Here is a 20,157-nt window from a genome sequence, read left to right on the forward strand (position 1 = left end):
GATAATGGTTACCGCAGCATAGTTATAATCTATTTAATCGCTATTGCGCTTGCTCATTCCGGATGATTCATAAAAAAAGCGTTAGATGGAGAGAAGTCCCGTTGGAAACGGGACTTGGTCGTAACATTTTACGTATGAGAAGATATGTAATTCACTACTTCTCCCACACTGGTAATTTTCTCTGCATCTTCATCAGAGATTTCCATATCGAACTCGTCTTCCAGTTCCATGACAAGTTCAACGACATCAAGAGAGTCAGCTCCAAGGTCGTCTTTAAACGACGCTTCAAGCGATACTTCCGATTCGTCAACGCCAAGGCGGTCGACAACGATGCGTTTCACACGATCAAATACATCGGACATCCGGTTCACCTCCTCCATGGTATTATACGAGAATTGCCGACAAAATGCCATACACTCTGTCGCCTCGATAACGCTTCAAAGCCGTTTTTCATAACCGCTTACATATACATGCCGCCGTCGACGTGGATGGTCTGACCAGTCATGTAACTCGCAGCGTCCGAAGCAAGAAACCGCACGGCTGCCGCAATGTCCTGCGGAGCGCCCAGGCGGGCTAGCGGAATATCGCCGAGCAGCTTGGTTCTCATTTCTTCCGGCAGTTTGTCCGTCATGTCGGTCTCGATAAAACCCGGAGCCACGCAATTGACGGTGATGCCCCGCGAAGCGAGCTCTCGCGCCGATGCTTTGGTGAGCCCGATTACGCCCGCTTTTGCAGCGACGTAGTTGGCCTGCCCGGGATTGCCAAGGACGCCGACGACCGACGAGATATTAATAATACGGCCCGAACGCTGTTTCATCATTGTGCGCGTGACCGCCTTAATGCCGTTAAAGACTCCTTTAAGGTTCGTCTCAATAACTTGATCGAATTCCTCTTCCTTCATACGCATAATCAAATTATCCCGAGTAATGCCAGCATTATTCACAAGAATATCGATGCCGCCAAGCGTATCGACGACCTGCTTCACCATTGCCTCAAACTCATCCGCCTTGCCTACATTGGCTTTGAGTGCAAGCGACCGGCGGCCAAGCGCTTCGACCGCTTTTGCGGTTTCAGCCGCGGCCGCTTCACTGCCCGCGTAGTTGATGGCGACGTCCGCCCCCGCTTCGGCGAGCGCAATCGCAATCGCGCGCCCGATGCCGCGGGAAGCGCCCGTTACAAGCGCAACTTTGCCTGATAGGTTTGCAAACATCGTTGACAACCCCTTTCCCTTGTAAAAAGTCCTCTAAATCCCTCTAAGCTTATGCGCTTTCGATGCAAGCTTTCCTCCGGATAAGGACACCCGGGCTATTTCGGCGTTTGTACTAAGCTTGCGTTAATACAGCTTCGAGGGCGGCTGTGCTGTTAACGGAGATTACGGTCACGCTTTTGTCTATTTTTTTGATTAGTCCGGCGAGCACTGTGCCGGAGCCGATCTCCACGAATGTGTCCACTCCCTGATCAATGAGGAAGCGTACGCTGTCCTCCCAAAGAACCGGAGAATATACCTGCTCTGCCAGGAGCCTGCGGATCGATGCCGCATCTGTCACCGTTTGCGCGGTGACGTTAGCGACGAGAGGGACGGCCGCATCAGTCATGCTCACTTCGGCAAGGACTCCCTCGAGCCGTTCTGCAGCCGGCCTCATAAGTGTAGAATGGAACGGTCCACTCACTTCAAGAGGAATAACACGCTTCGCGCCCGCTTCCTTGCCGCGTTCGACAATAGCCTGCACACCGGCTGCGGTTCCGGAAACGACGATTTGTCCCGGGCAGTTCACGTTGGCGAGCTCAACCGCTCCCGCCTCGGCTGAAACCGCCGCACAAAGCGCCGACAATGCATCGCGTTCTGCACCGAGTACCGCAGCCATGGCCCCCTGCCCGCTCGGTACCGCCTGTTCCATAAATTCGCCGCGGGCGCGAACCGTCCGCACAGCATCTTCGAACGACAGCACGCCGGCGGCAACGAGTGCGCTGTATTCGCCTAAACTGTGGCCTGCGACATAATCCGGCACCATTCCCCGCCCGCGGAACGCTTCGAGAAGCGCAAGGCTTACTGTCAATAACGCGGGCTGGGTGTTAATGGTTTGCTTAAGCGATTCGTCTGGACCGTTGAAGATGATGTCGCTGAGTTTGAAACCCAGCGCTTCATCGGCCCGTTCGAATATCGCTCTGGAAGCATCTATCGTATCAAACGCGTCTTTTCCCATGCCTACCGCCTGAGCGCCTTGGCCGGGAAAAACAAATGCAATTTTACCCACTAAGCCGTACCTCCTTACCGAATATTAAGTAATTACTATAGATACCCGGGCACGCTGAGACTTGGGCTTATCCTCTGCCCAGGCGTCCCCCGGGTCTGCTACCTTACTTGTTACCAGACCAATACAGAGGCTCCCCATGTCAAGCCGCCGCCAAAGCCGACAAGCACAATACAGTCGCCTTCCTTGACCCGGCTTTGCTCAACGGCTTCAGCAAGCGCGATTGGAATCGATGCGGCCGATACGTTGCCGTAGTTATGAAGGTTGATCATGCTTTTCTCTTCCGGAAGGTCAAGACGGTTCAACGCAGATTGAATGATGCGAATATTTGCCTGGTGCGGAATGAGAAGGTCGATGTCGCCTTTATTCATGCCGGCCTTGCGCAGAGCTTCCTCTGCCGCGTTGCCCATAATGCGGACCGCAAACTTGAAAACTTCGCTTCCCGCCATATAGATGTAATGCTGTTTATCGGCAATGGTTTGCTCCGTGGAAGGCAGACGCGATCCGCCTCCGCATACTTTGAGCAGCTCTCCGCCCGCACCGTCGGCTCCAAGCTCGAAGGAGCGGAATCCGCGTCCTTCCGCAACAGGACCCAGCACGACAGCTCCGGCACCGTCACCGAACAGAATGCATGTGTTGCGGTCGGTGTAATCGGTAATGCGCGAGAGGCATTCAGCCCCGACTACGAGTACGTGTTTGTACATTCCGGTCGCAATCATGTTAGATGCGGTCGCCAAGCCGTAAATAAAACCGGAGCATGCAGCCGACAAGTCAAAGGCCGCAGCTTTTTTCGCCCTCAATTTTTCCTGGAGCAAACAGGCGGTCGAAGGAAAAAACATATCCGGCGTTATCGTCGCCACAATTATAAGGTCCAGTTCCTCTGCTGTGATACCCGCTGCCTTCAGCGCAGCTTCTGAAGCGTGATACGCCAAATCCGACGTAGCCTGCTCGGGAGCGGCTATACGGCGTTCGCGGATACCGGTACGCGTGACGATCCATTCGTCGTTCGTCTCGACCATTTGTTCGAGATCACGGTTCGTTAAAATGCGTTCAGGCACATATTTGCCCGTTCCAATTATGCCTACCGGCGTGTACTGCATGCTCCACACTCACTTCCTGCTTATTTCCGCTGCGATTGATTGAACCAATTGACTCTCGATGGCCATTTTCGCTTGGCGCACTCCGTTCTTGACCGCTTTTATATCGGAGGAGCCGTGGCATTTGATAACAAGTCCTTTTACCCCGAGCAGGGGAGCGCCGCCGTGCTCTTTATAATCCATTTTCTTGCGCAGCCGCAGCATCCCGGGGCGCAATACGGCAGCGGCCATTTTATTAATAAATGAGCTTGTAAAAGCTTCTTTCATGGTCTTGAACAGCATCCCCGCCGTTCCTTCCATCGCCTTTAGCATAATGTTGCCGGCGAAGCCGTCGCAAACAAGGACGTCGCAATTTCGGGCAAGGACGTCACGCGCTTCGACATTTCCGATAAAATGAATCGGCGCCGCTTCCAGCAGCTCATATGCCGCCTTGGTAAGCTCATTGCCTTTCATCGCTTCCGTTCCGACATTGAGCAGACCGACGCGCGGCTTCTGCAGGCCCTGAACTTTCGTCCGGTAAATGCTGCCCATAATCGCATACTGGAGCAAATGCTCGGGCTTGGCGTCCATGTTGGCGCCAAGGTCAAGCGCAAGAACTCCCACATCATCCACGGTCGGAAGCATATAAACAAGAGCCGGCCGTTCAATGCCTTCGATTCTCCCGACCACGAGCAGTCCCGTTGTCATGAGCGCACCGGTATTGCCCGCCGAGAGCATCGCCTCCGCTTTTCCCTCGCGTACAAGCTGACCCGCCATTACCATGGAAGAGCTTTTTTTCCGGCGCACCGCCTTTACGGGTTCCTCATCCGGGCCAATGACGTCGTCCGCATGTACGACCGTTAAGTTGGACGGCTTTACTCCTCCAAGATGGGCCTCGATTTGGGCTGTGTCGCCGACCAGAAGCAGCTCCGCATCCGGCCACTCCAGCGCCGCCTCAAGCGCCCCTTTAACTATAAGCTCAGGAGCATGGTCGCCTCCCATCGCATCAATAGCGATCCGCACTCGAATTTCCTCCTTCGATGACCGACTCGCCCGCGGAACGATAAATGACAAAATGACCTTGAAAAACCATTTCATCTCCAACGTATGAAAACACTTCGACTTTCGCTTTGCTTTGCCCGCCCGATATCGACCGGACGTAGGCCTTGGCAATACATTTCTCGCCAAGCTTGACCGATCGCACGAAACGGATATCCGCGGTTGCAGTCAGCGCTATCTCATCGTTGATAACCGCCACGGCAAGCGAATTGGCTTGCGCGAAAACGTGGTGTCCGCGCGCGATACCGGTTCTGGAAAAGACATGTTCCTCACGAATTTCAAATATGGATATACCGCTCCGATCGAGCTGCAAATCGACTATATCCCCGATAACCTCATGAAGCGGCAATGAACGGACGGCATCGTAAGAACGCTCCGCCATCAGCTTCAACCGCTCCCGCAGCTCGGGAATGCCGAGTTCCATACGATCGAGCCGCACCGTCTGTATACTTACTTTTAACTGACGTGTCAGCTCACGGTCCGTAATGAACGGGTTTTCTTCTATAAGCCGGGAAAGCTGCTGATGACGCTGCCTTTTCGGAAGACGTTCGATGGTCCGCACCACCTTTACTTATTGATTTAAGTATGATATTGGCCGCGTTTCAACGGCCGCGTTGTTTATGAAGCAGTGCGTTGTGAAGAAACACGCAATCTGTTTTACTTTGCAATCAGATATTATAACCAGGTACTAACAGTATATATAAGAATACGGCGGGAAGCAATGAGTTCCCGCTCTTTTAATCGTTCGCAGCCCTTGAGAGCGTAAGCTCGAGGCAAAAAAATAGCACCTCACCAGGGATGAAGTACTACTTGAAAGCACTATTGTTTGATGATCTCTCTCGTTTTATAATAACCGCAAACCTTGCATACCCGGTGAGCCAATTTCAACTCTCCGCATTGCTCGCATTTCACCATGCCCGGCACCGCCAGTTTGAAGTGCGTGCGGCGTTTGTCACGACGAGTTTTAGATGTTCTTCGTTGTGGTACTGCCATGTTTCCCACCTCCTTAACAGAATTCGACGCCCGCATCGGCCGGCGTCTGCTTTACTTAAACAAATCTTTCAACGCGGCCATCCGGGGATCGATACGATCCTTGGAGCATCCGCAATTTTGCTCGTTCAAGTTGGCTCCGCATGTTTGGCAGAGACCTTTGCAGTCATCAACGCACAGCGGGACAAAAGGCAGAGAAAGCATGATCGTCTCTTCGATCAACGGTTCAAGATCGATCTTGCCGTCCTCAACCGGAATAATCTCTTCTTCTTCGGAACCGCCGTCCATTGCCGCCGCCGGCTTGAAGCGCTCATGAAACGGAACGGCAATCCGTTCCTTCGTAGGCTCCAGGCAGCGGGAACACGCAAGTTCGACCTCGATCGACAGCTCGCCCTCCACATGAGCGACACCGTCCTCTCCGCTCGCGGTCAAATCCACTTCGAGCGGGCTTGTACCGATGACGTCTTTACGCACCTGCCGCAGCCAATCGGCGTCCAAACTTCGGCGTATCGGAACTTTCATTCCTTTGGACAATAAATCTTTAACCTGAATCTCCATAACCATCACTCCAAACAAACAAAGTTTATTATATCGATTCCCGGTTCATTTTGTCAACATTTTCACACCATGATATAGTGAAAATTATACGCCAAAACGTTCGGAGGGCGATTCATGCGGACAGTAGGTCTCATTGTCGAGTACAACCCGTTTCACAACGGACATTTATATCATTTGCAGCAATCGGCAAAAATAACGAAAAGCGATGCGGTCGTCGCCGTTATGAGCGGAAATTTTCTGCAGCGCGGCGAGCCTGCGCTGCTGGACAAGTGGACGCGGACCGAGATGGCGCTGCGCGGCGGCTGCGATTTGGTGATCGAGCTGCCGGCGGCTTATGCGACGCAGTCCGCGGAGTGGTTCGCATACGGCGCAGTGGCGCTGCTGGATGCGACAGGCGTCGTCGACGCCTTGTGTTTCGGCAGCGAGGCCGGCGATATCGGGCCGCTGCGACGCATTGCCCGGGCGGTCGCGCATGAGCCGGAGCCGTTCGGCCGGCTAATGGCGGAAACGCTTGGCGGCGGCGCGAGCTATCCCGCCGCGTACAGCGAGGCAGTCCGCCTGTTTATGGCGGCCGCCGGCGACCTGGAGGCGGCGGAGTTTCCACTCGGGCAGCCGAACAACACGCTCGGGCTGCATTATCTGCTCGCGCTGGAGCGGCTCGGGAGTCGGATCGAGCCCTATACGGTACGACGCGAGAAGGCAGGCTACTTGCAAGCCGATATTACCGATGCGCAAATCGCCAGTGCTACTGCCATACGCAAACTTGTCGCCGAGCGGGGGAAGCCGGATGATGCCGCACCCTATGTTCCGCGCTCCACAATGGAGCTGCTGCTGCGGGAATACGCCGCCGGCCGGGGCCCGCTCGGCTGGCCCTCGTTCGCAAAGCAGCTTTTCTATAAAATCGCCAGCGAACCGATCGAGCTTCTTGCCGGTTATCATGAAATGAGCGAAGGGCTCGAGCACCGTTTGAAGCGGTCGTTCTCCCGGCTGTCAACACTGGAGGTTGATCCACTGCTGGAAGCGCTCAAGACAAAGCGGTACACGCGCACCAAGCTGCAGCGAATGCTGCTCGCTGTTCTGCTCGGACACCGCAAAGAGCTGCTCGCGCCGGACAAGCTGCGCAGCGGCGTTCAATATTTGCGGGTGCTTGGATATACGGGGAAGGGCCGCAAGCTCCTTAAGAGAATGAAAACGTCGGCGCGCCTGCCCGTCATTCACACTGCCGCCCGGCCGCCGCAGCCCTTCACCTATCTGGAGCTCGATATCCGGGCGACATCGGTATATTCGCTCGCTTGGCCGAATGCAACCTCCCGCGACTGCCTCCGCGATTATTACGAGAAGCCGGTTACGCTGTAACCGGTTTTTCGTTTTTGAGCGGTTTTACATTTTTTAATTGAAGCTGAGTGTATCGCTGTTTCTCCGTATTGGTCTAATTTCGGTAAGACAAGCGTAGAATGTAGTGGCTGTTTTTGTCCAAGCTACTATCTCGCGAGTGGAGTTGGATCAAGGTGACGCGTACACTGATACTTGCTTTCTTATCCATATCGTTGGTCGCTTCGATTATCAGTCGGCCGGATGAAGCGTTTCAAGCTTCTCTGCAGGGGTTAACGGTCTGGTGGAACATTGTCTTCCCCGGCCTGCTCCCCTTTCTCTCCCTAATGGAGCTGATGCTGGCCTTCGGCGCAGTACACGGCATCGGCGCTCTGCTCGAGCCGCTGATGCGCCGGTTGTTCCGCTTGCCCGGCGAAGCGGGCTTTGCGCTCGCGCTGGGCTGGACCGCCGGTTTTCCTTCCGGGGCCGAGACCACCGCCGCCCTGCGGCGCCGCGGCGCGGTTTCGCGAGCCGAAGGGCAGCGGCTGCTCAGCTTATCGCATATGCCAAGCCCCTTGTTCATGCTGCTCGTTATCGGCGCCGGATTTATGCGGCGGCCCGAGGTCGGCGCGACCATCGCCGCTTCCGTATGGATTGCCGCATTAATTGCCGGTCTTATACAAGCACGCTTCGTACCGGGCGCCGCTCTGATGGTGCAAAGCGATGTACGGCTATCCCGAGTGCCGTCCCGCAGCAGCGGCGGCGGGGCACTGCCGCTGCTGCGCCGTGCAGCTGCCGCGATGGCCGATGCAAGGAGACGGGACGGCCGCACCTTCGGCAAAACGCTCGGCGATGCGGTTACCTTATCGGTCTATAAGCTGATGGCCATCGGCGGTTTTATGATGATCGGCGCAGTCCTGGTCCGGATTATCGAACCGCTTGTACCCGAATCGCTGCCGGGCTTTCTTCTTTCCGGGCTGATCGAGAGCCATATCGGAGCTTATTCTGCCGCCGTTATGCCGATGCCCGGCGGTCCCGCATGGAACGCCGCGGCCATAGCAGCTATATTAAGCTGGGGCGGTATAAGCGCCCTGCTCCAGGCCGGCAGCGCCGTATCGGGCACCGACCTGTCGATCCGCCCGCTCGCCGCCATGCGGGCCGTGCAATCCGCGCTCGCCTTCGCGTTGACACTCGCCGTATGGGGACCGCTGACGAGTGCGCTCGCCCGGGTGATGCCCACGGTTGCGCCTGTGCTAAGGCAGTATGACGGAGCCGCCGTCTCCCCGCCCCCCGGCGGTATAATACGTGCGGGGGATTTGCACAGCCTCTGGCCTGCCATGCCTTATAATCTCCTTATATTCGGCGGCGCCCTGCTCCTTCTGACATTGATCTCGCTCGGCTCATCGAACCGGTTGAAGCGTTAAAAAGGCCGCATCAGCGGCGTCCGGCGTAACCTGGGAAACCCATACTCAACTAATCTTTCTTGGCGTTTTTCGCAGCAAGCGCGCGCTCAACCTCCGGCGGCACGAGATCATGCACCTTTCCGTGAAAAGCAGCGATCTCTTTTACAATGCTGGAGCTTAAATAGGAATATTTCGGGTTCGTCATCATAAATATCGTTTCGATTTCACCGTCGAGCTGGTGGTTTGTCGAGGCAAGCTGAAGCTCATACTCAAAGTCCGTGACCGAACGGATTCCGCGCACGATGACATCCGCGTTTCGCGACCTCATGAAATGAACGAGCAAGTCGCGGAAGCTGTCTATTGAGACATTCGGTAAATCACGCGTCACATCAGCCAGAAGCGCTTTGCGTTCATCGACCGTAAACAGCGGATTTTTACTGAAATTGTTCAATACGGCAACGATTAAGTGATCGAACTGCTTGGCAGCGCGACGGATTATATCAATATGGCCGTAAGTAACAGGATCGAAGCTGCCCGGATAAACGGCGACCCGCTGCCCGGAAGATATTATTCTGGATGATGAATCGGATTGTGACGACATATTATTCCTCCAAATTAGCGGTCGAATCGGCTTTCGGCCGGTAATGGTAAATCGTAACCGCCGTATCGCCGTATTGGGTGCATTTCGTCTGCTCGAAACCTTCGATCTTCTCCGGATAACGGTGCTCGCCGTCATGCTCCACGACGATTACCGCTCCCGCTTCCAGAAGCCCGCGCTCGGCAAGCTCTTTCATTAGATTGTCCATCTCTTTCATTCTGTATGGCGGATCGAGAAACACAATACCAAAGGTCGTACCGCGTTTGGCCAAAGCCTTGACCGCCCGGCCCGATTCGTTCCGGTATATTTCCGCACGTTCCGCAAAGCCGGCGGCCTGTACATTCTGCTTGATGACATCAACGCTGCCCCGCTCCAAATCGACGAAAACCGCCCGTTCCACTCCGCGGCTTAACGCTTCTATACCAAGCCCTCCGGTTCCGGCAAACAAATCAAGCGCCCACCCGCCGTCAAAGTAAGGACCGATCATGCTGAAGATCGCTTCCTTTACCTTGTCCGTCGTCGGACGGGTATTCATGCCGGGCACCGCTTTCAAAGCCCGGCCTTTTGCCGAGCCAGCTATAACTCTCAACTGCCGTCTGCCCCTTTCCCAACTTCTCGCGTATCGACTGCTGCTATCGTATCACAAATTTTCACTGATGTTAAAGAATCCCGGGCGAGTCCGTTTGCCTGAAGGCCGACGGCTGCCGACATGAAGCAAAGCCATCCACTTTTTGTCATGTCACGAGGTCTTATTGTTTATATATAATCATAATGAGCAGGCATAATTGTAAGCTTGTTCATCGGCGGGGTAAGGCCCTATGCTTTTCGATCATTATTTTCATCGTCCCGGCGATAAAGGAAGGAGTGATCATGTGGATATCGGGACGCGCTTATTCCGCTCGGCCCTGCTCGGACTTGCCGGCAATAAGGCTGCCCGCGCATTGTCGCAGCGTTACGGGATGAAGCTCGGCGCCCGGCGTTTCGTAGCGGGCGAAACGATGGACGATGCCATTGCGCAGGCGAAAAGGCTCAATGAGGCGGGAATAGCGGTCACGCTGGACTTCTTGGGAGAAAGCGTGACCAGTCTGGAGGAAGCGAAATCAAGCGAGCTGGCTTATATCGATTTGCTCAAGTCAATATGCCGCGAGGGAATCGCCGGCAATGTCTCTCTGAAGCCGACGCAGTTTGGTCTGGCGATTGACAAGGGGGCAGCTTTGGCGGGCATTCGTTCGGTTGTAAAGGAAGCGGCCAAACTGAACTTGTTCGTACGGCTCGACATGGAGGATAGTCCCTGGACCGATGCAACGATCGGCATTGTACAAACGCTCCGCTCTGAGGGATATGCCAACGTCGGAACAGTCATTCAAGCCTATTTATACCGCAGCGGAGAGGACGTCAGAAATTTGACGGCGGAAAAAATCAATTTGCGCCTTGTGAAAGGCGCTTATAAGGAACCGCGTTCTATCGCCTTCGCGACTAAGCCCGAGGTGGACGCCAATATGCGCCGGCTTATTCAAGCACGCCTCGACAGCGGCGTCTATACTGCGGTTGCCACGCATGACGAGACTATAATTAATTGGGTCAAATCTTACACGAAGATGCGGAGGGTGCCCAGAACCGCTTTCGAATTTCAGATGCTGTACGGGATCAGAACCCCTCTGCAGAAGTCGCTTGTCAAGGAGGGCTATACCGTACGCAGCTACGTTCCGTTTGGCCGCAGCTGGTATCCGTACTTCGTGCGGCGTCTGGCCGAAAGGCCCGCGAATGTCGTCTTTATCGTAAAAAGCGTATTTATCCGCAAATAAGAGATTCCTGCTTAAACGATTGGGAGGGACTCACATATGAAACAGCTGCAACCGGTTGCCATCCTTCCCGTTCCATTCGATTGGGGCGCAAGCCGGCGGGGGGCGGACGGCGGACCTGAAGCCGTGCTTCTGGCCGGTCTTGAACGCAAGCTGCAGATGCTCGGCCTGCAATATGAAACAAGGCCGAACAGCTATCTGCCGAACCCGGCCGCCGATCGAAGAACGTCGACCCGAATGAAGCATTGGGGCCGCACACTCGCCATGAGCGAAGCCGTCGCCAGGGAGGTAGCGCTTCTGGCGGAGGGCGGCGCTTTCCCGCTCGCGCTTGGCGGCGACCACAGCATCGCCATCGGCACGATTGCCGGCCTTGCGCAGCGAATGAAACGACTCGGCGTGATCTGGATCGATGCGCATGCCGATATTAATACCCCTCAAACATCCCCCTCCGGCAATATGCACGGCATGGCCCTTGCCGCCGGGCTCGGGCTGGGCGATCCGCGTTTTACCGGCATTGCCGGTATCAGTCCCAAGCTTCAGCCGGGCCGCATCGTGCTCGTTGGCGCCAGGGCGCTGGACGAAGGCGAGAAGCATTTCATCCGCAAGCACGGCATCGCCTGCTTCACGATGTATGATATTGACAGATACGGCATGGCGCGAGTAATGGAGGACGCGATCGGGATCGCATCTGCCGGTTCGGACGGCGTCCATGTCAGCTTCGACATCGACAGCGTCGATCCCCGCGACGCGCCGGGCACCGGCACGCCTGTTAGAGGCGGACTGAACTACCGGGAAGCGCATCTGGCTATGGAGATGCTTTACGACGCCCGCATAGTCACCTCGGCAGACATCGTTGAAGTGAATCCGCTCCTTGAGAACACGCCGGTAACAGCCAGGCTCGCGGTGGAGTTGATCGGGTCTCTGCTCGGCGAGAAAATTTTATAAGTACCGCCATGGTTCACCGCAATTATTTTTTCTTCCCGTAAACAAGAAGCGAAGGCTTTCTTCATCCTCCTGCCAGTCCCTTAAAGTTCGGTATCTATATCTCAAAGTCAGATATAGCTTGTTAAAAATAAACCTGCCGAAATTTCAAAGAAAAGACCGCCTGGGGATATCGAATCGCCCCAAGCGGTCTTCCTTTTTTGCCTATTCGATTGAAACTTCAAGCCGGTCGTTAGCCGCCGTTTGTTGCAGCCGCGGAATCAGTTGCTGCCGGTTGCGCAGGACTTGCCGCTTCCAGTGTATTCGTAATCTTCGCTTTCGATTTAATATCCGCCAGCCACTGCTGTGAGAGCTCGGAAATTTGCTGGGTAACCAGTTGATCCTTGATTTGCGCCTTTTTCTCATCCAGCGTTGCGGTGTGCGCTTCTTTGCGATCCGTAAGCTTGATGATGTGGTAGCCGTTCGAGGTCTGGATAATCGGGCTAAGCTCGCCTTTGGTTTTCAAAGCGAATGCCGCATCCTCGAAAGGCTTCTCCATTACGCCGCGCGGGAAGAAATCCAGATCGCCGCCCTTGTCCTTGCTGCCCGGATCGATCGATTTCTCCTTCGCAAGCTGGGCAAAATCGGCTCCCGCCTTGAGCTGCGTCAGAATCGCTTCCGCTTCCGCTTTCGTTTTCACGAGAATATGTGATGCGCGAACCTCTTCAGTCGTATCGAACGATGCTTTGTTCTGTTCAAAATATTGCTTGATCTGCTCGTCTGTAACCGTGGTCTTCGGCTCTAACAGCTTACGAATGCGAATTTGCAGCGGCATTTGTTTCTTGAAATCTTCGAGCGTCATCCCGTTCTGCTGGAGCCACGAATCAAATTCGGCCTCCGACTTGAAGCGGCCCTTCCACGTCTTGATTTCGTTGTCAATATCTGCCGGCTCAACCGTTATGCCGGCTTTATCCGCTTCCTGCTTGACCAGCTCTTCCTGAATCAGGCCGTCCAGCGTTTGCTTGCCGCCAAGATCAGCCATAGCGTTATACAGCTTGTCCTTTCCGATCGCGACTCCGTTAACCGTCGCAACCGCCGGATCCGCATCGGCAGTACCGACGAAAGGCGGTTTAACCAATGCGATTACCAGTAAAACAGCAAGACCAAGGGCAATATACATCCATGCTTTACCGCTATTTCTGGAAGCAGCCGGAGCCGCAGGGGTCAGGTTGGCCCGACCGTTTGTTTCCAGATCATCGGTATCTGCATCTGCATCCGCTGAGTGTTCATCAAGATCTGCAACCTCATCCGCGGTCTTACCGGGCTTCCTGTCTTGAAGCTCAACGCCCTCGGCATTATCGGTTTCAGTTTCCGGAAGCTTAACCTCTTTGTTCAAATCATTATCTTTCTCGTTCAACTCATAAAACTCCCTTCAGGCATGTGAGTGCAGCGTTTGTTTCGCTTGTGTCAGCATACCAGATTCGAGTTCTAAAAACCTTAAGAGAAGATAAATTGTTACATCTTTTCACGAAAAATCCCTAGTCCGTTTAGAGTAAAAACCAGTGCACCGGCAGCAAAAGCACAGGTGTAAAGACGGCGCAGGCTGCCATGGAAAAGCCGCTTATGCCCCCTGCCTCTTCCGAATCCGCCATCAACCTGGCGGAGCCAATCCCGTGTGATGCCGCGCCGATCGCAACCGATGCGGCAATCCGGTCGTTGACGCCGGCAAGGCGCAGCAGGGACGGGCCGACAACGCTTCCGAACAGCCCTGTCATCACCGTCAATGCTGCCGTAAGTTCAGGCGAGCCTCCGAGCCATCGCGATAATTCTATGGAGACGGCAGCGGTTACCGATTTGGGAAGCGCCGACTTCAGCAGCAGCTCCGAACCGCCCAAAAGCGTAATACAAAGCGCGTTAACGCCCAGTCCGGCTGCACTTCCGACCAATGCTCCCAACAGAAGCGATGGCAGCAGGGGCTTAAGACGGATGGCCTGCTTGTATAACGGGACCGCCAGCGCAACTGTGGCCGGGCCAAGAAAAAATGTCACTATGTCGCCTCCCGCTTTGTAATCCGCAAAGTCGATGCGGCCCAGCTGCAGCAGAAAATAAATCAGAACGGGAGCGGTAATCAGCGGATGCAGCCAGCGCAGCCTGCGCCGTACAAGCAGAGCTGCAGCGTAAGCGGTAACCGTAACGAACACCCCGAAGAGAGGATCGTTAAAGAGATTGCTGCCGTTCATGCGGGGTCTCCTTCCTCTTCGTTGAAGTTAAAACCTGCGTGACACCGCCGGTTAACAGAACAACGGCAGCCGTCCCGGCCGTCAGACTAAGGGCAGCTGCGGCCCACGACTCTCTAAGCTGCGGCAGAAAAGTGGAAACCCCGACAAGCAGAGGCACAAAAAACAACATCATATGCCGTGTCAATAAGACCGCACTCGCCTCCACCCACTCCAGCTTCACAAGCTTCAAAAATAAAGCTGCTGTCAGCAGCAGCAGCCCTAGAACATGAGGCGGAAGCGGAAAGCCGGCCAGCTTGTTCAACAGCCATCCAAGCCCATCGAACCCGATAATAATGGCAAATCCGCGCATCTAAACCCTCCTCGTGCTTGCAATTCCGAAATAGTCGCACTCATGCCACTATTTCTTACTTCAAACCAAGTAATTACCAAATTAATCACACCCGTGCCACTATTTAGAACTCAAAGCGCCGAGCTCTCCGAAATAGTCGCACCTGTGCCGCTATTCGATACATTGAGCGCAGTTATTACCGAATTAGTCGCACCTATGGCACTATTCATTACTTCCAGCGCCGTGCCCATCGAATTAGTCGCACCTATGGCATTATTTCGTACTTCGAGCGCCGTGCTCACCGAAATGGTAGCACCTGTGCGAAGCACCACTAAACAGCATCAAAAGGTAAGCGTGTCCCGCAAGGGACGACAAGCGAGGAAATCCAAACAATTCCCATAGAATGCGCCTCTGTGGCCCCCACGTTAGTTAATCCGTGTGCGAAGCACCACTAAACAGCATCAAAAGGTAAAGCGTGTCCCGCAAGGGACGACAAGCGAGGAAATCCACACTTACCATAGAACGCGCCTCTGCAGCACCGACGACAAATATCCGGGTGTCCAGAGGGCCGGGGCCCTTGGGGTCCCCCTCAGGGGGATTTAGGGGGTGCCTCTCATACCCGATTCACAGCATTCCCCTCCATAAACGAGCGCAGATTCGCTGAGGCGATGCTCATCAGACGTTGCCTTGCATCTACGGTCGCCCAGCCGATATGCGGGGTGATGTAGCAATTCGGCGTATCGAGCAAGGGGTGATTCGCAGGAGGCGGCTCTACGGAAAGCACGTCGAGCGCCGCTCCGGCGATTTGTCCTCTGCGAAGCGCATCGGCCAAATCCTGCTCCACGATGTGGCCTCCGCGCGCAGTATTAATGATAAATGCCGACGGCTTCATCAATTCAAGAGTTCGGCTGCTGACGATTCCGGCAGTTTCGTCGGTAAGCGGACAATGGAGCGTGACGATATCGGACTGGGCGAACAATTCGTCAACAGAAACGAATCGGACGTGCTCAAGGCCGGCCGCCTGCTTGGGGGTACGCGTATGTACGCAGATATCCATCCCGAAGGCTGATGCCGCCCTGGCCACCTGTTGGCCGATTTGTCCGAATCCGATGATTCCCATCGTTTTTCCCGACAGCTCATAGAGCGGATGAAGCGAAAACATAAAATCCGGCCCGGCCGACCATCGACCGCTGTGAACGGCGTCGCTGTGCTCCTTCACATGATGACACCTCTCCAGCAAGAATGCGAACACGAGCTGAACGACCGAAAAAGTGCTGTAATCCGGCACATTCGTGACGATAATACCTTGCTTGGCAGCCGCTTCGATATTGACTATATTGTAACCGGTCGCTAACACGCCGATATATTTCAGGTCTTGCAATTGCCCGATCGTTTCCGCAGACAGCGGTGTTTTGTTTGTGAGCACCACATCCGCTCCAGCTGCCCGTTTCACAATATCTTCAGTTGCCGTCCGTTCATAAACGGTGAGCGTTCCAAGAGCGGAGAGCTCATCCCATGTCAGATCGCCCGGGTTGAGCGTGTAGCCGTCCAATACAACGATGTTCATATAACTGCAGCCCCCATTTTATCCTTTGAAAATCGTTCTTGCCCTTTTAGCATATCATATAACGTAAAAGTAATGATTCGAGCCGCTTTCGATAAATCGCTCAGAAGAACATGCTCATCTGCGCGATGGCCGTTTGCTTCTTCAAGCGTTCTTGGACCCGCGCCGAACATAACGGTCGGAATCCCCGCCTCCGTAAAGTGGCGGGCATCGGCATATAACGGTACACCCTGCACCGGCAGTTCTCCGTCTTCCATCACTTGTGACCAGTTCGAGCGCAGCGCATCCAGAAGCGGCAGTGTGCCGCTTAGCTCCCGAAACGGATGCGCCAGCAGGACGCGGCGGACGTGCAGCTCGATGCCCGGAATGCCCTCAACCGCAGCGGACATAACAGCGATAAGCGCTTCCTCGGCCGCTTCCGGATTCTCCTCGGGAATGATGCGCCGGTCAAGACGGATGACGCAGCGGTCCGGAACAACGTTCGTGTTGATTCCGCCTTGGATAAGACCGACGGTCAAGGTAGGTGAATCAATCCCGCTTACCGCCGAATGAAGGACGGAAATTTGCTTGCGGTATTCGTATAAGGCGCTCAATAGCTTGTTCATCGCTTCAAGCGCATCCGCACCGGTATGCGGAATCGCCGCATGGGCCGACCGCCCTTTAACCGTAGCCTCCAGATGGAGACAGCCATTGTGCGACGTTACTGCCGCATAGGTAAACCCGGCTACAATCGCATAATCGGGCGGGGTGATCAACTGCTGACGGAGCAGCCGCTGCGGACCGATTTCACCTCCCGTTTCCTCGTCGAAAGTAATGGCGAGCGTAAGCTTGCCGTCTACCGCTATTCCGCTTTCACGCAGTGCCATCACCGCAAACGCATAGGCGGCAATATCCGACTTGGATACCGCAGCGCCTCGTCCGTAGAGCTTTCCTTCCGAGATAACAGCTCCGTAAGGATCATATGTCCAGCCTTCCCCGGGAGGGACAACGTCGCCATGCGCATTAAGCGTTATGGCAGGTCCTTCTCCGTTTCCGACAATCGTTTCCGCGATTACATTGCGCCCTTCAATCATGCCCGCGGCCGCGGTTTCGCTCTCCGGGACGATATCGAGCCTCGGCTCGAATCCCGAAGCAGCAAGCTGCTCCAGCACAACCTCGGCAATCCGTTTGCAGTCGCCCGGCGGATTATCCGAAGGCGTCGCTACAAGTCGGGAGAGAAACCCTATCATGTCCTGTTCATGCAGCTCCAGCCATGCTGCCAGCTTTATTTTATCCTCGTTCATGGTGCAATCTCCTTCCCAATCCCATCCCGGTAACCAAGTTCGTACAGCAGTTCCATCAACCGTTCGATTCCCGTTCCGATCTGTACTGCAGATGTATATTCTTCTGCGGAATGACTGATTCCGCCGCTGCTTGGCACAAACAGAAGCGCCGCGGGGCAGTGCGGCGCAAACAGCTGAGCGTCGTGCCCGGCTCCGCTTGCCATTATGCGCCAGCTTACGCCGTTTCGTTCACATCCTCTGCGAAGCGCGTCTACAAGACTCTCATCCATCGCTACCGATTTGGCATCCATCCAGAGGTTAACAGCCAAATCGACTTGCAATCCAGCAGCGATCGTTTCAAATGCAGTCAAACATTCGTTAAAACACCCCTGCAGCGCTGCATCGTCCGGGTGGCGCATATCTACGGTAAACGCGACGCTCCCTGGAATCACATTCGAAATGTTCGGTTCCACCTTCATCGAGCCGACAGTCGCCACCATCGGTTCTCCGGCCAGACTAACTCTATTATACAGCTTCTCGATCATCCTGATTGCCGCATGCAGAGCGTCCCGCCGCAAATGCATCGGCGTCGTGCCGGCATGATTGGAACGGCCCGAAACCGTAACCGTCGCCCGCTTCTGGGCCACGATCCGGTCAACGATACCAATCGCAAGGCCTTCATGCTCAAGCCGCCCGCCCTGTTCGATATGCAGCTCCACAAATGCGGCAATATCTGATCTTGCCGGCTCAGCCCCGTTAATGCCAAAACCTGCGCCGACCATCGCTTCATGCATCGTTACGCCATCAGCATCTTTCGTAATGAAAGCCGTCTCCTGCGCATATGTGTTCGTTATTCGGCCAGATCCCCAGCAGGTGAGCGGAAACCGGCTTCCTTCCTCCTCGCACAGGGAGACGACTTCAAGCGTTCGTACCGGTTTGCCGTACTGCTCCTTAAGCTTGCGAAGCGCCATCATCCCGGCGATGACGCCGAGAGCGCCGTCATAGATTCCGCCCCCGACCACCGTATCGATATGAGAGCCGGTTACAATGACTCCCCCGGAGCCCGCATCCCCTTCCAGCCTCCCGTACAGATTGCCTACACGGTCGAAACGGACGTCCAAGCCGTCTTCCTGCATTTGCAATGCAAGCGATCGCTGCGCCTCCGCCCACGCCGGCGTATATAGAAGCCGGGTCACGCCTCCCGCCGGTTCGGCGCCATACCTGCCAAGCTTCAGCAGCCGCCCTTCGGCTTCCAGGCCGATCGATTCCGCCTGCGAGCGGATAAAGGAATGCGCAGAGCTCTCATTCATCCATTCACCTTCTTTGCACCTGTCATCTTCCCGGAGGCAGCCAGAAACATTCCCTCTCTCCGCTCCGGGACACCGCTTTTCTTCTCATACACCAATTCACCCCGGCAAAATGTCGCCTGCACCTGGCAGCCGATCGTTCGGCCGATAAACGGACTGTGCTTATGGAGCTGGTACAAGCTGTGCTGCTCCACCTCATAAGCGCTATTCATATCTACGAGAACAAGATCCGCCTCCAGGCCAATCTCAATTCTGCCTTTGCGGTCGTCCAGCCCGAACCGGGCCGCAGGCTGTCCCGAAAGCCAGTCCGCGACAAGGGGCAGCGGAATACCGCGTTTAAGATGGGCTTCGTCGATAAGCAGCTCCATCCTGTGCTGCGCCCCGGCGATTCCGCCCCATGCCTCGAAGAAATCGGCGCTCTCTTTCATCGCTTCAGGGCATGGTGAATGATCGGATGACACCATACCCAGCGCACCGCTCAGAAGCGAGCCCCAAAGCCGTTCGACCTCGGCACGGCTGCGAAGCGGGGGCGAGCATTTGGCGGCAGGCCCGATAACAGGCAGGTCGTCTTCGGTCAGAAGCAAATAATGCGTGCACGTCTCCGCGGTAACGTCGACGCCTCTGCGCCTGGCTTCGGCAATAGCTTCCGCCGCTTCGGCGCTGCTGATATGGACAAAGTGAAGCCTGCAGCCTGCCGCTTCCGCAAACGATAATGCGCGCTTCACCGCCTCTACCTCCGCCGCTACCGGCCGGGATGCGCAGTAATCGTAAGAGCCGGTTTTACCGGCTGCACGCGCGGCAGCAGCCAGCTCGGCGACCATCGGCTCGCTCTCGGCATGAAGGGCAAGAATGCCGCCGGTGCGGGCGATTATCTCCATTCCCTTCTTCAGGGTCGCATCGTCCGATTCTCGGAAATCGCCTTCCTCCATCATACCGGGCGACGACATAAACGCTTTGAAGCCGATGGCGCCCGCTTCCGCCATCTCCTCCAGCTTGTCGAGGAATCCCGGCATCAAGCCGCCCCATAACGCGTAGTCGACGGAAGATTGTCCGGATGCCAGCTGAGTCTTGAGGTTAAACGTCTGAGCGGTAACGGTGGGAGGCCGGCCGTTCAGCGGCATATCGAAATAAGTTGTTGTGCCCCCTGCCGCGAGCGCTGCCGAGCCGGTGCGAAACCCTTCCCAATGGCCCATGCCCGGCTCGTTCAAATGCACGTGAACATCGATTCCTCCGGGCATTACTGTCATTCCGGCAGCGTCATATTTCATTCGGGCATTACTGTCAAGCCTAGGGGAAAGGGCCGAAATACGTCCGTCCGTAATGCCGATATCAAGCTTTACTGCGCCTTCCTGCAGTACAACGGTACCGTTCGTCACAATGAGATCGTAATCCGTTCTCACAGTGCTCTCACCTCCTCCTTAAATTTTATTCAAAGCAGCAGCTCCTGAAAAAGCCAGGTCCCGTCGTTTAAGCGGGACCTCAAGGA

The 20,157-nt window shown here is 55.3% G+C and carries 21 protein-coding genes and 1 pseudogene; 4 read left to right on the forward strand and 18 right to left on the reverse strand.

Annotated features, from left to right (window positions below):
* Window positions 1-128: 128 nt before the first annotated feature.
* From acpP to KZ483_RS18265, 8 genes are all read right to left on the reverse strand, one after another.
* Entirely contained in the window at window positions 129-362 is a 234-nt protein-coding gene (gene acpP / locus KZ483_RS18230; RefSeq protein WP_220348954.1) for an acyl carrier protein, read from the reverse strand.
* Window positions 363-460: 98 nt separating this feature from the next.
* A complete protein-coding gene (gene fabG, locus KZ483_RS18235) occupies window positions 461-1,210 on the reverse strand; it encodes a 3-oxoacyl-[acyl-carrier-protein] reductase (RefSeq protein WP_220348955.1) in 750 nt (249 codons plus the stop codon).
* A gap of 112 nt (window positions 1,211-1,322) precedes the next feature.
* On the reverse strand, window positions 1,323-2,255 hold the full coding sequence (gene fabD, locus KZ483_RS18240; protein ID WP_220348957.1) for an ACP S-malonyltransferase: 933 nt from the start codon (window positions 2,253-2,255) through the stop codon (window positions 1,323-1,325).
* Between the two features lie 110 nt (window positions 2,256-2,365).
* Complete coding sequence (locus KZ483_RS18245; RefSeq protein WP_220348959.1) at window positions 2,366-3,352, reverse strand: beta-ketoacyl-ACP synthase III; 987 nt, start codon at window positions 3,350-3,352, stop codon at window positions 2,366-2,368.
* Window positions 3,353-3,361: 9 nt separating this feature from the next.
* The gene (gene plsX / locus KZ483_RS18250) at window positions 3,362-4,351 is read right to left on the reverse strand and encodes a phosphate acyltransferase PlsX (RefSeq protein WP_220348960.1); all 990 of its coding nucleotides are present in this window, start codon (window positions 4,349-4,351) and stop codon (window positions 3,362-3,364) included.
* Complete coding sequence (fapR, locus tag KZ483_RS18255; protein WP_220348962.1) at window positions 4,335-4,952, reverse strand: transcription factor FapR; 618 nt, start codon at window positions 4,950-4,952, stop codon at window positions 4,335-4,337. Before fapR ends, plsX begins: the two co-directional genes overlap by 17 nt.
* 254 nt (window positions 4,953-5,206) lie before the next feature.
* On the reverse strand, window positions 5,207-5,380 hold the full coding sequence (rpmF, locus tag KZ483_RS18260) for a 50S ribosomal protein L32 (RefSeq protein WP_188992574.1): 174 nt from the start codon (window positions 5,378-5,380) through the stop codon (window positions 5,207-5,209).
* A 51-nt stretch (window positions 5,381-5,431) separates the two neighbouring features.
* The gene (locus tag KZ483_RS18265) at window positions 5,432-5,935 is read right to left on the reverse strand and encodes a YceD family protein (protein WP_220348964.1); all 504 of its coding nucleotides are present in this window, start codon (window positions 5,933-5,935) and stop codon (window positions 5,432-5,434) included.
* Window positions 5,936-6,049: 114 nt separating this feature from the next.
* Between KZ483_RS18265 and KZ483_RS18270 the strand changes: the two genes are divergently transcribed.
* Window positions 6,050-7,291: a nucleotidyltransferase gene (locus KZ483_RS18270; protein ID WP_220348965.1), complete on the forward strand. Its 1,242-nt coding sequence runs from the start codon at window positions 6,050-6,052 to the stop codon at window positions 7,289-7,291.
* 152 nt (window positions 7,292-7,443) lie between these two features.
* Window positions 7,444-8,670, forward strand: coding sequence for a nucleoside recognition domain-containing protein (locus KZ483_RS18275; RefSeq protein WP_220348967.1), 1,227 nt, complete (start codon window positions 7,444-7,446; stop codon window positions 8,668-8,670).
* A 49-nt stretch (window positions 8,671-8,719) separates the two neighbouring features.
* Here the strand turns inward: KZ483_RS18275 and coaD are convergent, their stop codons facing one another.
* Window positions 8,720-9,250, reverse strand: a complete 531-nt coding sequence (gene coaD / locus KZ483_RS18280; RefSeq protein WP_220348969.1) for a pantetheine-phosphate adenylyltransferase — start codon at window positions 9,248-9,250, stop codon at window positions 8,720-8,722.
* A gap of 1 nt (window position 9,251) precedes the next feature.
* Window positions 9,252-9,839, reverse strand: a pseudogene (rsmD, locus tag KZ483_RS18285) (16S rRNA (guanine(966)-N(2))-methyltransferase RsmD); the annotation flags it as partial.
* A 280-nt stretch (window positions 9,840-10,119) separates the two neighbouring features.
* Between rsmD and KZ483_RS18290 the strand changes: the two are divergent.
* Together KZ483_RS18290 and rocF are read left to right on the forward strand one after the other, a co-directional pair.
* Window positions 10,120-11,052 carry a proline dehydrogenase family protein gene (locus KZ483_RS18290; RefSeq protein ID WP_220348973.1) on the forward strand — a complete coding sequence of 311 codons (933 nt, stop codon included), beginning with the start codon at window positions 10,120-10,122 and terminating at the stop codon, window positions 11,050-11,052.
* A 36-nt stretch (window positions 11,053-11,088) separates the two neighbouring features.
* The gene (rocF, locus tag KZ483_RS18295; protein WP_220348974.1) at window positions 11,089-11,994 is read left to right on the forward strand and encodes an arginase; all 906 of its coding nucleotides are present in this window, start codon (window positions 11,089-11,091) and stop codon (window positions 11,992-11,994) included.
* A gap of 229 nt (window positions 11,995-12,223) precedes the next feature.
* Here rocF and KZ483_RS18300 read toward each other — a convergent pair whose 3' ends face one another.
* The 8 genes from KZ483_RS18300 to allB form a co-directional block, all read right to left on the reverse strand.
* Window positions 12,224-13,387 carry a foldase protein PrsA gene (locus KZ483_RS18300; protein ID WP_220348976.1) on the reverse strand — a complete coding sequence of 388 codons (1,164 nt, stop codon included), beginning with the start codon at window positions 13,385-13,387 and terminating at the stop codon, window positions 12,224-12,226.
* Window positions 13,388-13,517: 130 nt separating this feature from the next.
* Entirely contained in the window at window positions 13,518-14,210 is a 693-nt protein-coding gene (locus tag KZ483_RS18305) for an LrgB family protein (protein WP_220348977.1), read from the reverse strand.
* Entirely contained in the window at window positions 14,188-14,559 is a 372-nt protein-coding gene (locus KZ483_RS18310) for a CidA/LrgA family protein (protein ID WP_220348979.1), read from the reverse strand. The genes KZ483_RS18305 and KZ483_RS18310 overlap by 23 nt, the downstream gene beginning before the upstream one ends.
* Before the next feature lie 110 nt (window positions 14,560-14,669).
* Entirely contained in the window at window positions 14,670-14,870 is a 201-nt protein-coding gene (locus KZ483_RS18315) for a hypothetical protein (RefSeq protein ID WP_220348981.1), read from the reverse strand.
* A gap of 281 nt (window positions 14,871-15,151) precedes the next feature.
* Window positions 15,152-16,105 carry a D-2-hydroxyacid dehydrogenase gene (locus KZ483_RS18320; RefSeq protein ID WP_220348983.1) on the reverse strand — a complete coding sequence of 318 codons (954 nt, stop codon included), beginning with the start codon at window positions 16,103-16,105 and terminating at the stop codon, window positions 15,152-15,154.
* Entirely contained in the window at window positions 16,102-17,385 is a 1,284-nt protein-coding gene (locus KZ483_RS18325) for an ArgE/DapE family deacylase (protein WP_220348985.1), read from the reverse strand. Before KZ483_RS18325 ends, KZ483_RS18320 begins: the two co-directional genes overlap by 4 nt.
* Entirely contained in the window at window positions 17,382-18,674 is a 1,293-nt protein-coding gene (locus KZ483_RS18330; protein ID WP_220348987.1) for a Zn-dependent hydrolase, read from the reverse strand. Before KZ483_RS18330 ends, KZ483_RS18325 begins: the two co-directional genes overlap by 4 nt.
* The gene (allB, locus tag KZ483_RS18335) at window positions 18,671-20,071 is read right to left on the reverse strand and encodes an allantoinase AllB (protein ID WP_220348989.1); all 1,401 of its coding nucleotides are present in this window, start codon (window positions 20,069-20,071) and stop codon (window positions 18,671-18,673) included. Before allB ends, KZ483_RS18330 begins: the two co-directional genes overlap by 4 nt.
* Window positions 20,072-20,157 lie beyond the last annotated feature (86 nt).

Origin of the sequence: Paenibacillus sp. sptzw28 (assembly GCF_019550795.1) — a bacterium.
Lineage (GTDB): Bacteria > Bacillota > Bacilli > Paenibacillales > Paenibacillaceae > Paenibacillus_Z.